This is a genomic window from Vineibacter terrae (assembly GCF_008039615.1).
In the GTDB taxonomy this organism is placed as follows: domain Bacteria; phylum Pseudomonadota; class Alphaproteobacteria; order Reyranellales; family Reyranellaceae; genus Vineibacter; species Vineibacter terrae.
Genome location: NZ_VDUZ01000013.1, coordinates 49,769 through 64,463, shown reverse-complemented (window position 1 = coordinate 64,463; position 14,695 = coordinate 49,769). Strand labels below are relative to the sequence as shown.

Annotated in this window: 12 protein-coding genes; 1 reads left to right on the top strand and 11 read right to left on the bottom strand. The window is 65.2% G+C overall.

Annotated features, from left to right (window positions below):
* Positions 1–50 precede the first annotated feature (50 nt).
* The 7 genes from FHP25_RS13580 to rfbC all read right to left on the bottom strand — a co-directional run bounded on the left by FHP25_RS13580 (position 51) and on the right by rfbC (position 8,017).
* Positions 51–1,232 carry a glycosyltransferase gene (locus tag FHP25_RS13580; protein WP_147847473.1) on the bottom strand — a complete coding sequence of 394 codons (1,182 nt, stop codon included), beginning with the start codon at positions 1,230–1,232 and terminating at the stop codon, positions 51–53.
* A gap of 39 nt (positions 1,233–1,271) precedes the next feature.
* Positions 1,272–3,026, bottom strand: a complete 1,755-nt coding sequence (locus FHP25_RS13575) for a TylF/MycF/NovP-related O-methyltransferase (protein WP_218578365.1) — start codon at positions 3,024–3,026, stop codon at positions 1,272–1,274.
* 154 nt (positions 3,027–3,180) lie between these two features.
* Complete coding sequence (locus FHP25_RS13570) at positions 3,181–4,494, bottom strand: capsule biosynthesis protein (RefSeq protein WP_147847472.1); 1,314 nt, start codon at positions 4,492–4,494, stop codon at positions 3,181–3,183.
* A gap of 54 nt (positions 4,495–4,548) precedes the next feature.
* Complete coding sequence (locus FHP25_RS13565) at positions 4,549–5,589, bottom strand: hypothetical protein (protein WP_147847471.1); 1,041 nt, start codon at positions 5,587–5,589, stop codon at positions 4,549–4,551.
* A 41-nt stretch (positions 5,590–5,630) separates the two neighbouring features.
* Entirely contained in the window at positions 5,631–6,503 is an 873-nt protein-coding gene (gene rfbA, locus FHP25_RS13560) for a glucose-1-phosphate thymidylyltransferase RfbA (RefSeq protein WP_147847470.1), read from the bottom strand.
* Entirely contained in the window at positions 6,504–7,394 is an 891-nt protein-coding gene (gene rfbD / locus FHP25_RS13555) for a dTDP-4-dehydrorhamnose reductase (RefSeq protein ID WP_147847469.1), read from the bottom strand.
* Between the two features lie 32 nt (positions 7,395–7,426).
* Positions 7,427–8,017 carry a dTDP-4-dehydrorhamnose 3,5-epimerase gene (gene rfbC, locus FHP25_RS13550; protein WP_147847468.1) on the bottom strand — a complete coding sequence of 197 codons (591 nt, stop codon included), beginning with the start codon at positions 8,015–8,017 and terminating at the stop codon, positions 7,427–7,429.
* A gap of 295 nt (positions 8,018–8,312) precedes the next feature.
* Between rfbC and FHP25_RS13545 the strand changes: the two genes are divergently transcribed.
* Positions 8,313–9,476, top strand: a complete 1,164-nt coding sequence (locus FHP25_RS13545; RefSeq protein WP_147847467.1) for a polysaccharide biosynthesis/export family protein — start codon at positions 8,313–8,315, stop codon at positions 9,474–9,476.
* A 151-nt stretch (positions 9,477–9,627) separates the two neighbouring features.
* Here the strand turns inward: FHP25_RS13545 and FHP25_RS13540 are convergent, their stop codons facing one another.
* The 4 genes from FHP25_RS13540 to FHP25_RS13525 are packed head-to-tail and all read right to left on the bottom strand — an operon-like array spanning position 9,628 to position 14,543.
* Positions 9,628–10,932, bottom strand: coding sequence for a glycosyltransferase family 4 protein (locus FHP25_RS13540; protein WP_147847466.1), 1,305 nt, complete (start codon positions 10,930–10,932; stop codon positions 9,628–9,630).
* 18 nt (positions 10,933–10,950) lie between these two features.
* Positions 10,951–11,988 (bottom strand): phytanoyl-CoA dioxygenase family protein, encoded by a 1,038-nt coding sequence (locus FHP25_RS13535; protein WP_147847465.1) that lies wholly within the window; start codon positions 11,986–11,988, stop codon positions 10,951–10,953.
* Positions 11,989–12,040: 52 nt separating this feature from the next.
* Complete coding sequence (locus FHP25_RS13530; protein WP_178133509.1) at positions 12,041–13,390, bottom strand: cytochrome P450; 1,350 nt, start codon at positions 13,388–13,390, stop codon at positions 12,041–12,043.
* Entirely contained in the window at positions 13,371–14,543 is a 1,173-nt protein-coding gene (locus tag FHP25_RS13525; RefSeq protein ID WP_178133508.1) for a glycosyltransferase family A protein, read from the bottom strand. Before FHP25_RS13525 ends, FHP25_RS13530 begins: the two co-directional genes overlap by 20 nt.
* Between the last annotated feature and the right edge of the window lie 152 nt (positions 14,544–14,695).

Sequence of the window (14,695 nt, the reverse complement as noted above, 5' to 3'; positions counted from 1 at the left end):
GGCGGATAACGCCTGTCTCGGCCAAGCTCGCAACACAGGTTTGCTGTGGATCAGTTCACAACGCCGAGCAACGCGTCCTTGAACCGCTCACTTCCGGTGACCTGGTGGTGAACGACTCTATGCAGTCGCTGCATTCCTTTGCCAAGGATATAGCGATATCCCTCCGAGAAGTTGGAGGTCGCCGATGCGTAGTTCGTCAGAACCCCGTGCAAGAAAGCAATCTCAAAGACACAAAACAATAGATCCTCGTGCCAAGCCTCACGTCCCAGTGTCTTCTGCGCTTCCAGCAACCGGGCCCACGACTTGATGCCTTCGATAACGCTGAGGTAATCCGATAGCCGCGCTTCGCTGTTTCCGCTCCATGGCAAATCGACGGCGTGCATGAGTTCGCTCAATCCTATCTTGCCCGCCAACTCGGGATGCAGCCTTGCCGCTACCACTGCCATCAACCCGGCAGCGAACTGTCGATTGACGAACGAATCCACAGAGTACGGATGGATATGCTCACCGAGAGCACCGGGATCGTAAAAGATTCGGTATCCTCCGGGCTCCTTGCTCAGCCGATACGCTAGCTCGATGTCCTCGAACGCCGCCATGGTGAATCTCGTGTCAAACCCGTCTACCATCCAGTCTGACACGGCGCTCTTTTTCAAAGAGATGTTCCCCGTATAGAAGAACCTCCAGTCAATCCAGGAGTATGGCGCTAGATCCGCATATCCGAACTGCTCCCCTCCATATCCCTGGATGTGAGCCATGACGAAGTTGACGTCCTTTTCGGCGCTATGAGGCCAGACGCATTTTCCCAGCACCGCGAACCGGTCCGACTGATATGCTTGATGAAGGCGCCAGTGGACGCGGAAGAAGTCATCAGAGACGGGCTGGATATCATCTCCCATGAACATAATGAGATTGTGCGAAGCCAAGCTTGCGCCGAGGTTTCTTGCCTGCCCAGGACCTCCGTTGGGTGTCCGACGCCACACCAACGACCGAATCTCCTTCTCAAACTGCTCCAGAACGCGCGGCGTGTGATCGGATGAACCGTCGTCAATAACAACGAACTCCAGCTCGACACCCCCCGCGTTATCGACGCATCGCCTTAGCGTCTCAGCCAAGAGATCCGCACGGTTGTATGTAGGAATAATGACAGACATCGCCGCTTTTTGGCGCGACTCCATCATTGGACCTTCGGCTTCCTTCAACGACGACCAAGCCGACATTCGCGTCCCTTCCATACGTCTCTCCGTTCCAATGCGACAGAGTCACAGGAGCGTCTAGGTCCGCCGATCCACCGACGGAGCGATCTTGCGCTGCTCCGCGAGGCCGTGAAGCATGTAGTGAACGAGCGGGTTTACGTTTGCCTCTCTCACGTCGCGATACCTTTGCATGTAAAGTTCTGACGAGAACAATGGACTTGGATCCCTTTTTTCGAAACCGCCGTGACGCAAATAGTGAACGATTGCGGGAATGTCGCTCTTGGTTACGTCCGGGTTGCGTTCAAGATACCACCGAGGACTGAACAAACCTGAAACGGCGATGCTGAGCACCTCACGACCTAGCCGTACCCCGCGGGTACGTGGCGAGAGGACCGAGCGAAGTGTGTTACCAACTGCACCGCCTTCCGAGCCTGGGCCGAGCAACCCGAGAGCATCACGCCACATCGACACGACTTCGCCAACTGGCGCCGTGCGAGACATGCTGTTCACCACGGCATATGTCTCTTCCGCGAATTGGTGAAGTACGTCCGCTTCGACAAAACGATCCCGGAGACTTTTGAAGCGGCTGTGCAGGTCGTTCCGTTTGACAAACACGACCCGAAGAGTTCTGTCGAGGATCTGTGCTCGAGCATCGAGAGCGGCTGTCCGCTGCTCAAGCGCCGCATAGCGAGCTAGCAACGCCTCGGCAGACTTCACTTCACGGGAAAATTCATTTCGGAGTTGTTGGCTCAACTCCCGCTCCGACTGAAGGTCCTTTTGGAGCTGCTCTCTCTCCTGCTGGCTTGCCTTTTGGAGCTGCTCTCTCTCCTGCTGGCTTGCCTTTTGAAGCTGCTCTTTCTCCTGCTGGCTTGCTTGTAGAGCAGCGGAGATTGACTGCTGCTGAGCGCGCACGCCAGCCAGTTCGTCCACCAGGATCCCGTGGCGCTGCTGCGCCGAGCTTAGGTCCTGTCTAGCCTGCGCAAGGCTGCTACGGAGAACATACATTGCATACTGATCCTCGGAACGAGACCGCCGGGGCGACGCATGAACTGCTCGCGAAGACTTGTCACCTTCCTTGCGCCACCAGACACCACATCCATCGATCGGTTGAATAGTGACGTTCAGCTTGTTCTGATCGATGTAATCATGGACTGCCGCCCGGCACGCTTCAATGTTGCCGTAGTCGTCGACAACAACAAAACCAAGAGGTGAGAGTCGCGGATACAGCGTGCTCAGGACCTGTATCGTCGACTCGTACATGTCGCCATCGAGCCTTAGCAGCGCGAACGTGCGATCGGCGACCCTGTGCAGCGTGTCCTTGAAGAACCCTTCGAGAAAGATACACTTTTCGTCCAGGAGATCATAGCGTCTGAAATTCTCACGAACTTGTTCGACCGAGACGGCCAGCTGGTGGAACGTGTGATGCTGATCTCCTTCATCGCGTGGATAGTGCGCCGGATCAGGCGGAGGTAGTCCTTGGAAGGAGTCCGCCAGAATCACGTCTCTGTCCTCAATGCCATAAGCCTTCAGGACTGCCCGCATCAGAATGCAGGCTCCTCCACGCCAAACACCCGTCTCGATGAAGTCTCCTGGTATCTGCTCATCGAGAATGCGTTCGCACAGACCGCGTAGGTGTCGAAGCCTCTCGAGGCCGATCATCGTGTGGGCAACACCCGGCCAATCGTGGCCCAAGCGACGCTTCTCAGAATCGTAGTGCCCGCCGGACCACTGGTCGACCGGCGCATCTCCGTAGATTGTGTTCGCCAGGATCTTTACCAACAAGTCCAGATAGAGGTGCGATGGATTCTCCTCCATCACATCCCCGTCTGACATTCTTTGCTCCATTACTTCCACCTTCCCGCTCCTAGGCAGCGATTAGCCATCTAACGCATGGGCCCACGACCTACACGCGACCATGCAGCCGAACGCAATTGCATTTTGGCTACGCTCCGTGACTTTGCTGGTCCAACTCTAAAACGCCGGAGGTTTAAATCCTGTGGTCCTCAATCGACGCCCAGATCAATGCGACGATGCTCCACAACACGAGCAACGCCAGCGGGGCAAGGATCGAGAAAGCTACGCGGCGTGGGTAGAGCGAGTCTTCAGGCAGTGACGGTGGCACAAAAACCGTGAGATAGACGGCCTGTCGCTCCGCTGTCATGCGCGCACGCTCTAAGCCGTCCTGCGCCATGGTGTAAAGACGCTCGGCGAACTGCCGCTGGACCTCGAGCTCCTCGAACCTGGCAAGCTTGGCGGCAATGTTACGGATCTCAGGCGTCTCGCCGGTGAGCTTCTCCTTCAGCTTCGTGATCTGCACATCAGTTATCTCGAGGCGCGCCGTCAGGTTCTGGACGGACGGGGCGTTCTTGGTCAACGATCGAGACGCGACGAAGAGGTCGCTTTCCAGCCTGATCTTTTCCGCCAGAAGCTGCAGCAGCAACTTCCCGGTCTCGTCGGCCGTCTTGACGGGGTCAATCAGACCCTCGTCATCACGGTAGTGTCGCAGTTCCCCTAGCGCCGCACGAACCCGCCCGTCGGCGCGCTGCACCTCGCGTTCGCCGAACTGCATGGCGTCGCGCCGTGCCCGCTCCGTCATTTCATTGACGAGTTGCTCGCTGAGCTTGAGGACCGCCTGGGTCAGCGCCAACGCATCGTCGGGCCGGAAGGCGCGGATTTTCACCGTCACGATGCCGGAGGGACCGTCGACATAGGTGGTGACCATGTCCTTCCAGTAGTCGACCAGATCCTCGACCGTGGCGTCGCTCTTCAGCCGGGCCCAGAAATCGGCCTCCGGCCGACGGAAGATCGCGCGCAGATCCATCGTCTTGGCGAGATCGTCCACCACGGCACGGCTGCGAATGTAGTTGGTGACGACGTAGGCGTTGGGTCCGAGCGTCGAGAGGGAAAGCGCCGATGTCGAGTTCGACCCCGCGCCCGACGATCCCGATTTCGACATCGCCGACTGGACTGCCGACTCCTGCTCCGCCGAGCGCACCACGGCGCGCGCCTCGGCGATGAACTGGTCCGTCGCGATGAAGATGAAATAGATCTGGGCGGCCATGGCCGGAAGCACGACGCAGGCGATGAAGCTGATCAGCACCCAGGGAGGGCGTCGGCGCGTCGCGGGAAATGTTGCCAGGTCTGGCTCGGGCTCCACCTCCACCTGGCGAAGACGCAACGGCACAAAGCTGCGCGCCGTCCGCACGGCGCGGGCCACGATACCCCGCGACGGCGTGACGTCGGTCACCAGACGCGGGTCGCGCCGCCGGGTGCGCGGCTTCTGTCCGATGTCACCGTCCATTGCGATCCGTTCCGGGTTGCTAGGCTGCTGGAACTTGCTCGAAACTCACTGGAATCACAATGCTTTTTCCATTGCGGCCCTCACGTGATCGTACAATTCCAGGTCGTGCTCTATGAGGCTCTTGACGGGCTTGATGTCGCGCAGGATCTGCCCCAGCCGGAGCACCTCCGGCGGTTCCTGAACGGGCGGTAGCTTCTTCGCTTCCAGGCCCAGCTGCGCGCCCAGACCCTCCAGGAACAGGTTAGGATACTCCCGCAGACCGACCACGGCGCAGTTGGACAGGACCTCCAGCGCCCCAGCCATGGTCGAGTCTTGTGGCGTCTCGTCTGGCGTCCGCGCGCCCAGGGCGCGCACCAGGGGGTCGGCAAAAGTGAAAGCGTCCTCAGCAGACATTGTGCGAAAGGCACGACGCAGCTGCTTCTCGTCAGACAAATCGATCGATGCCGCGAACTCGATCGCGGCCTCCAGGGACATGCTGTCGCGCGCCCCGAGCATGTCGGCATCGCCGTTGCCCGCCCGGCTCAGGATCAGGAGGCGTTCAGCCAGCTCGTCATAAGGATTGCGCAACAGGCAGATGGGGCGAAAGCCGCGATCCTCGAGGAAGTACTCGTACTGCTTGTAGAGAAGTCGGCCGCTGGCGTAGATCGAATCGGCGTGGTCCAGCAGGAAGATCTGCGTCGTCGTCTCGCGGCCGAATTGCTCCATGCCCTTGTAGAAGAACCTGAAAGACCCATCGAGCGCATCGTCCAGCCGTGACAATGGCTCCAGATGCGTCTCCAGCCGGAAGAGCTTCTGCTTGATAATCGATTCGGCGGGCCGCCGGCGATAGAGCACGACTCCTGTCTCGGGGTCGTAGAGTTCCAGGTCCTGCATTTCCGCCAGGCCCGGGATCAGGTCCTGGTCCAGACGGAACCCGCACCAGCCTGTCTCGTGGCGGCCGGCCATCACCAGCGATTGGCGAGTCTCGTTGCACTCGAATGTCAGGGGCTCGATACCGCTCCCCTCAATCCTGATCACAGACGTACCGGTAAACCTGTCCGGGACGAAGTAGCCGGTCACCACGTGTCCATGGTCGACTTCAATGTTGAACAGCATTACCGTCGTCGCCTGTAGTGCAGCCTCGTTTAACGCCGCCTTTACTCAACGTCGTCGGCGATACTCAGGAGGTACTGTCCATAGCCAGATTTCCCGCACCCTTGCGCCAGCACACGCAGTTCCTCGGCGCCGATCAGCCCACATCGGAACGCCACCTCTTCGATGCAGCCTACGCGCATGCCTTGTCGGCGCTCGAAGAGCTGCACGAACTGCGCGGCATCGAGTAGCGAGTCGCAGGTACCGGTGTCCAGCCAGGCGAAGCCACGGCCCATCATCTCGACGTAGAGATCACCTGACTCGATGTACGCCCGGTTCACGTCAGTGATTTCGATCTCGCCGCGCGCGGAGGGCTTCAGCGACGCAGCGATGTCCAGCACCCGGTTGTCATAGAAATAGAGTCCCGTCACCGCATAGTTCGATTTCGGCTGCGCTGGCTTCTCCTCGATCGAAAGCGCTCGGCCGCCCTCGCCCAGTTCGACCACGCCATAGCGTTCGGGGTCCGCCACGCGATAGGCGAACACCGTCGCGCCCTTTGGGCGGGCCGCTGCCCCGCGCATTAGGTCGGTCAGGCCGTCGCCGTAGAAGAGGTTGTCACCGAGGATCAGGGCCACGCCCTCGTCACCGACGAACTTGCGCCCGACGATGAAGGCGTCCGCAAGGCCGCGTGGTTCAGCCTGCACCGCGTAAGACAGCGACAGGCCGATCTTCGACCCGTCCCCCAGCAGCTCCCGGAACAGCGGCTGGTCGCGCGGGGTGGTGATGATCAGGATCTCGGTGATGCCCGCCAGCATCAGCGTCGACAGCGGGTAGTAGATCATCGGCTTGTCGTAGACGGGCAGCAGCTGCTTCGACAGCACGGTCGTCATAGGCGCCAGGCGCGTGCCCGAACCGCCCGCCAGGATGATGCCCTTCATTCAAGCCTCTCGCTTCGCCGCTGCCAGCAGCGCCGCCACCACGTCCCGGGTGCGCTCCCGCCACGGCCGCGCCTTCATACCAAAAACCGATTCGAAATGCCCACTGTCGAGGCAGGAATTCGCCGGCCGCTGCGCCTTGGTCGGGTACTCGGCCGTGGTGATGGCCCGCACGTCGGGAGTCCGCCCGGTGACCGGCGCCTGCGCCGCCACGATCTCGCACGCGAAATCGTGCCACGTCGCCATGCCCGTCCCGGCGAAATGATACGTGCCCCAGCCGGCTGTCCCCTCCGCGGCACGCGCCGCCACCGCCAGGATCGCCGCGGCAAGATCCTCGGTCGCGGTGGGATTGCCGCGCTGGTCCGCGACAACGCCCCAGCTCTCCCGACTGCGGGCCAGGTTGATCATCGTCTTCAGGAAATTGTTGCCGTGGATGCCGTACACCCAGGCCGTGCGCAGGATCACGTGCCGGTCGAGCCGCGCCCGCACCGCCTGCTCGCCCGCCTCCTTCGAGGCGCCGTAGACGCCCAGCGGCGCGACGGGATCGGTCTCCACGTAGGGAGCCGGCTTGGTGCCGTCGAACACGTAGTCGGTCGAGACATGGATCAGCGGCAGGCCATGCGCGGCGCAGATCTCGGCCAGCAGCGCCGGCCCGTCGCGGTTCTCGCGAAACGCCTGCGCCGGCTCGTCCTCGGCCTTGTCGACCTTGGTATAGGCCGCCGCATTCACGACCACCGCCGGCCGAGCCTTCTCGACCGCCGCCATGACGGCTCGGCGATCGCCGATATCCGCCTCCGCCCGGGCCAGCAGCACCGCCGGCAGCTTCCGGCCCGACGTCATGCCGGCCAGTTCCCGGCCAAGCTGGCCGGCGGCACCAAAAACCAGGAGGGACATGCTGACCCCGTCTCGCCCCTTAGGCTGAAGCCTCAGACCAGCTCCGCGGCCACCGCCTTCTTCCAACGGAAAGGAGTCGAGAATGCGGCCAGTCGCGGCAGCGCCGCATCCTTCGCCGAAAGCACGGCCTGCGTCGGGTCGACCGGCCAGTCGATGCCCAGCGCCGGGTCGTTCCACAGAATCCCGGCATCGCATGCCGGCGCGTAGGGCGCATCGACCCGATAGGCCACCACCGTGTCCGGCTCGAGGGTCACGAAGCCATGCGCAAAGCCTGCCGGCACGTAGAGCTGCTCTGGCTTCACCCCCGACAGGGTGACACCGCACCACCTGCCGTAGTCAGGTGAGCCGGCCCGCAGGTCCACGGCGACATCGAAGATCGATCCTTGCAGCACCCTGACCAGCTTGGCCTGGGCATAGGGTGGCACCTGGAAGTGCAGGCCACGCACCGTGCCTTGCGGCACCGAGAGCGATTGGTTGTCCTGAACAAAATCGACGTCGATACCGAGCTGCCGGAAGGCGTCCTGCGACCAGGTCTCCATGAAGTAGCCGCGCGGATCCTCGAAACGCCTTGTACGGACAAGCAAGAGGCCTTCGAGTTTCAGTCGCTCGATTGCAAAATTCATGGATTGTCCCCTTCCGCAAGCCGACCGCCGCAGATGCAGCATTGCAGGCGACTCATGTCAAGCGGTCGCCGGAGCGCATGCAATCAATGATTGTAGACGCTTGACGGGTCGCCCGACCTGCCACTCCGAGCGCAGCGGGGAATCCAGGCCGTTTCCCGGATCGTACGCTACGCCCGGACTGACCGCCATCCTGGCCCCGGGGATTACCCCTTTCACCCCAATGTCGCCTTTTCTTGTCAATCGGCCCCTGCGCTCATTACATTGCGCCGCCTTGGGGAACGAAAACGGGTTCATAATGTATCGCAAACTAACGATCCTGGCCGCCGCCGGCCTCTCCCTCGGCCTGGCGGGCTGCAGCAACCTCCCCACGCAAGGGCCGCTGGCCCGCGAGGTCGTGGCCCAGGTCTCCCAGGACGAGCTGTCCCGGTACCTCATCGTCAATGTCGACGAGCGCATCGCCGATATCGTGCGCCAGCGCCGCGGCGATTCGTTCAAGGGCCGCTTCGGCGACAGCCGGCCCGCCCCCTACCAGCGGGTCGGGGTCGGTGACGGCATCACCGTCACGGTCTGGGAAGCCGCCGCAGGCGGCCTTTTTTCGTCGCCCATCGTCGATCGCGCCAGCACCGGCTCGCGCTCGATCACCATCCCCGACCAGACCGTGGCCCAGGACGGCTCCATCACCGTTCCCTATGCCGGCCGCGTCCGGGTGCTGGGGCTGACCCCGCCCGATATCGAGGCCCAGATCGTGGCCCAGCTCACCGGCAAGGCGATCGAGCCGCAGGCGCTGGTCACGGTCTCGCGCAACATCAGCAACACCGCCACGGTCACCGGCGAGGTCACGGCCGGCGCCCGCATCCCGCTCACGGTCAAGGGCGACCGCATCCTCGACGTGCTCTCCTCGGCCGGCGGCATCCGCGCGCCGGTCTACGAGACCTCGATCACCCTGCTGCGCGCCGGCCGCTCGGTCACCGTGCCCATGCAGGCCATCATCAACAACCCGGCGGAGAACATCTTCGTCCTGCCCGGCGACGTCATCACCGCCATCCGCCAGCCGCTGACCTACACCGCCTTCGGCGCCACCGGGCGCAATGCCGTGATCCCCTTCGACCAGATCGAGGTCTCGATGGAGGAGGCCATCGCCAAGGCCGGCGGCATGCTCGACTACCAGGCCGACCCGGACGGCGTCTTCATCTTCCGCTTCGAGCCGGTGGCCCTGGCGCGGCAGCTCGACCCGACCCGCGTGGCGCAGCCCGGCGCCACGGTCGTGCCGGTGGTCTACAAGATGAGCATGCGGGACGCCCGGTCATACTTCAACGCCCGGCAATTCCCCATGCAGAACAAGGACATCCTCTACGTCTCGAGCGCCCCGCTCAACGAGCTGCAGAAGATCCTGACCATGATCGGCAGCGTCACCGGCCTGGTCACCAGCGGCGCCGTGATCCGCAGCACGGTCAAATAGGATACGTGTTCCAGGTTTGTTTCTTTGTCTTGTTCTCGGACCGCAGACAGACTATAAGGGAGCGTCGATCCGACGCTCCCGGCAGTTTTTTCGTATTTTCCGACGTTTGCGTCACGGGTCTGGCGAGATGAAAAACGGCAAGTCCTTGTTTTTATTGGATATCTTCCACTAGCTCCTCGACCCGGGCCATGTGGTCGCTCCAGGCCGCCGGCCTGTATCGCGGCAGCGCTGCCAGGCGCTGCCGGCGGTGGTCGGCGTCCGGCCGGGCGTAGGCGTCCAGCGCCGCCACCCAGCCCGGGCCGTCCAGCGGGCTGACATAGTCGGCGAACTCCCCGGCCACCTCGCGATGGGCGTCGATGGCCGAGGCGATGACCGGCACGCCCAGCGCCAGGGCCTCGGCCACCGGCAGGCCGAAGCCCTCGACGAAGGACGGTGCCAGCAGGGCCTGGGCGCCGCGCAGCAGGGACACCATGCCGGCGTCGCTCAGCGAGGCGACCTCGATGACCGTGGACGCCAGCCCCGGGCTGCGCTCCAGCAGGTCGACCACGTTCTCGTTCTCCCAGCCCCGCCGGCCCACGATCACCAGCCGGCCGCGCGGCGCGCGGCCATCCTCGGTCCAGCGCTGCCAGGCCTGCAGCAGGAACGCAAGATTCTTGCGCGGCTCGATGGTGCCGATGGCCACGAAATACGGCAGCGCCGCCTGGACCGGCGCGACCGGCGGCGGCCGCAGGAAGATGTCGGCCAGCCCCAGCGGCACCACCTCGCAGGGCGGCGCCGGGATATCCAGGCCGGCCAGGTGGGCCTGCAGCGAGGCGCGGGTGAAGGCCGAGTTGGCGATGACCAGCGACGCATGCCGCGCCATCGTCGCGACCCGCCTGGCGTGCCGCACCGCCTCGCCCGGCCGGCAGTACTCGGGATGGGTGATGGGGATGAGATCATGCAGGACGAACACGCCGCGCGTCTTGGCCCCCTCCAGCCAGGCGAAGCGCTGCGGCCGGTGCAGGCGGAACTGCGAGGTATGGAAGTAGCAGGCCCCCTCCTCGCGGCCGGGAAGCCGACCCGCCGCCGAGCGCAGGCAGAGCGCCGCCATGCGCGCCAGGTCGGTGGCCGTGGCCTTGCCGTCCGGCCGGCCGATGCGCGGCACGCCGGGGCCGTTCGCCGGCTGGCAGGGGCGGCCCAGCGCCGCGCGCAGGGCCACGAAGGCGGGATCACCCTCGGCGTCCCGGGCGCCTTCCGACCAGCGCGCGGCCATGGCCTCGATCAGGGGCCGGACAAGGTCCTCGCTCAGGACACCCGTGAAGTGCGGCCAGGTCACGACGAAGCGCAGCGTCGCGCCGCGCCTGGCCTGCGCCAGCAGGTGCTGGACATAGGCCATCTCGACCCGGTCGATGCCCGTGGGCGTCCTGAGATGCCGATTCTCGACCAGGCGCGAAATGTCGATCAGCCGTGCCACCACCCGCGGACCGCTCCCTCCTCAGATCCGCGGCGGCGCGTCCAGCCGGATGCGGCCGACCGGCCGCCACGGCATGCGCGCGATGCCCAGCCTGTCCAGCACGACCAGCGCCGAGCCGACCCGGGACTTGACGCCGGGCAGCGACAGCGGGTCGAGCCCGGTCCACGGCATGAACGGGTTGCGCCGCAGCGAGCCGTAGACCTCGATGCGCCGTGTGGCCACGGGGCTGGGCGTGCGGCCGTGGAAGCCGAACGTGTCGGCCACGATCAGGGTGTTGGCACGCACCGCGATCGAGCGCGGCGCCGGCAGGCCGAGCCGGCCCAGATCGTCGGCCGAGATGCGGAACGAGCCCTCGGCATGGTCGCGCCGCGCGCTGGCACGGGCCGAGAGGCTTTGCTCGCGCTCCCAGGCCAGGCGCTGCGGGGTCACGATGTGCGAGCCCGGGACGTAGAGGAACGGTCCCTCCTCGGGGCCGACATCGTGCAGGAAGAACCACGCCTTGGCCGTCGAGTGGAACGTGTCGGCATGGACCGCGCATTGCGGGTCGTCGGCGGCGCCGGCCTGGTTGGCCAGGATGCACTGGATGGAGAACGCCGGCGCGCCGCCGGTCGAGGCGATGTAGCGGACCAGCGCCAGCAGGTCGGGGTTCTCCAGGAAGGCGGCCAGGGTCGGCCGGTCCTGCCGCAGCGCGGCGACATCGAGCAGGATGCGCCGGGTGACGGTCGAGCCCTGGCGCATCTCATGGGCATCCCAGGGCGCATCGAGCACCTCGGCCCGCAGGCGCTCGAACGCGGCCGCGGGCAGGAAGTCCGGCATCACCACGAAGCCGTCGCGGGCGAAAGCAGCGCGACGCTCCGCGGTGACGCGGCGCGCCAGCCAGCCGCGGCGCAGGCGGGTCATCGAGGCCGCCGCCCGCAGCCGCACGACATGCAGGCCCCAGCGGTTCAGGCGCGGGCTGCCAATCACCGGATTGCCCACGAACGACTTGGCGCCGGTCGGGATCGCCGCGACCCACAACGGCGCCTTGAGCGCCGAGATCAGGAATGTCCCCAGGCGCATGCCGAACGTCCCAGAAGCCTGCCGGCCATCAAGCCGCCCACCCGCCGCCATGTCAACCAGCGCCCGGCAACGGCTCGAGCGTCACGTGGATCTCGCGGTCCGGCCGTGTCGTCAGATTGCCCAGCGGCTGGGCCACGGGCTCCTTCACCGGGCGCAGGTCGAAGGCCTGCACGATGCCGCTCACCAGGGCCTGCATCTCGGCCATGGCGAATCGGCTGCCGGGGCAGGCCCGTGGCCCCGAGCCGAAAGGCATGAACCGGTTCACCGCGTCTGCCGACGAGGGCGTGCGGAAGCGGTCGGGGTTGAACGACAGCGGGTCGCCCCACAGCTCCGCATGCCGGTGGATGAGCCAGGGCGAGACCAGCACGAAGGCCCCGGCCTTGATCTGGCGGCCCTCGATCGTGTCCGCCTGCGTCGCGTCCCGGGGATAGATCGGGATCGGCGGATAGAGCCGCAGCACCTCGTTGATCAGCGACTTCAGCAGCGACGCCTCCGACGCCGCCCGGGTGTCGGGCGCCCCGGATGCCTGCATGTCCTGGCGCAGGCGCTGCTGCAGCGCCTCATTCCCGGCCAGCTCGCGCAGCAGCCAGGACATGGCCGAGGCGCTGGTCTCGTGCCCGGCCAGCAGCATGACCGCGACCTCGTCCAGCAGGCGTTCGTCCGACAGCGGTGCCTCGCCGGTGCGCTCGCGCTCGGCGACGGCCCGCGCGAACGGCGCCGAAGCGGCCGGCGACGAGTCGTCGCGCAGGGCGTGCACGAACCGGTTCCGTATGAGCGCGCGCATGCGCTCCGCCACCCGCTTCTGCCGGAACCGGCGGATGGGCGCGAACACGCTCTTGCCCACCCAGGGAAACAGGCGCAGCGGGCTCGACAGCTTCTGATAGCTGAAGAACAGCCGCGTGAACGCGGCGCTCTCGGCCTCGGTGAAGCGCATGCGGAACAGGCATTCGGACACGACGTCCACCGTCAGGCGCGACATCTCGGCCGACACGGGCAGCCGCTTCAGAAGCCCGTCACGGCGCCAGCGTGCCTTGTACTCCTCCAGCAGGCGGAAGCTGGCTGCCACGACCGCCTCGTCATCGACCTGGGCGATCGCGCGCACGAACATGCGGCGGATCGTGGCGACGTCCGGATCCTCGGATGCGAACAGCCCCCGGCCGATGACCGGCGACAGCAGCGGCTTCATCACCCGGCTTTTGGGGTACTGGGCAGCCCCCCTGACCAGGACCCGCTGAACCGCGTCGCGCGAGTTGCCGATCACCAGCTGGAAGGACGGCAGGTCGTAGCACAGCAGATCGCGCCGGAAATGGCTGGCCCAGAACAGCCGCAACGGCCGCCGGGCGAAGCGCACCGTGAGCCAGGTCACGCATGACAGGGCGACCTTATTGGCCAATGACCGCATCGACCTCCCCCGGCGCCGCCGCATCGCGGGCGCCCCAACCACTCCGCCGGATCCCCACCACCTGCAATCCCTCAAGCCGATAGGTCCAGCGGCCCCACACGACCTGACGGCAGGACCAGCTGCGCAGCAGCACGAAGGCATGCAGATTGTGCAGGAGCACGCCGGCAAACGGCATCAGAAGGAACAACCATTCGTGGCGCGGTCCCGGTGCGGTGGCGGCACATCGCATGCTGATATCGAAGCGTACGAGGCATATCAACAGCATCACCAGCCCATTGGCCAGCAGCAGCAATGCCGCAGCGCCGCTCGAGAACGCCAGGACGACCAGCGCGTCGCTGCATAGCAGATTGACCGCCACGATCACAACGGCAAGCCACCATGCGGACGGCCGGTACAAGCGGACGAACTGATACTGCCGTATGCCGAAGGCCAGCAGCGACTCCCAGGTATGGGCCGCCGGCGTCGGCAGTAGCACGGTGCTGCGAAACGTCACGCGCATCGATTGCGCCCGCGCCGCGTCCGCCAGCGCGAGGTCGTCGGTGACGGCGTGCCCGAGGACATCGGCGGCTGCCATCGCGCGCAAGGTGTCGCGGCGTGCGGCGAGCGACCCGCCCCAGCAAAGCCCCAGGAAGTCCCATTTCGGCAAGGTCGCCACCGCCCTGTCGAGCCATGCATAGAGCATCGTCGGCAGGTTCACCGCCGTCGGCATCGGCCAGCGGTAGCCGGTCACGATATCGGCCGTGCGGCGCTGCACCCGGATCAGCAGATCGCTCAACCAGGTCGGCTCCGGCGCTATGTCCGCGTCGGCCAGGACGACGTATTCTTCGAGCAGGTCTTCACGCCGCAACGCGACGGCAAGGTTGTGGCATTTCTGGGTGCCGTGGCATGCCAATCCGGCCACGACGACATCGATTGGAAACGCGCTGGCACCGGCCAGGCCGATGGCTCGGCGGTAGGCCGGGTCGCTCTCCGATTCGACCGCCAGGAGCAGCCGCGTCGGCGGACAGGTCTGGTGTCGGAGCCGGCGGTACAGATCGTCCAGCGACGGTGCCGCGCCCGTGACAGGGATGATGACCGTCACCGGCACCGCGCACTGTTCCCGCGGCCGCCCCACGCGGCGGCGTTGATCGAGCGCCGCGACGAAGGTGAGCACACCGCATAGCAAGGAAGCCGCGCCCGCTATGGTGACGACGTACTCCAGGGGCGGCATGTCACGGTCCTCTTGCTGCCTGGCAGGCAGCTTCGTGCGCCAAGATGATCACACCCTGATGCGCTCGCCCGATGCATCGACGTTTGAATATCCAG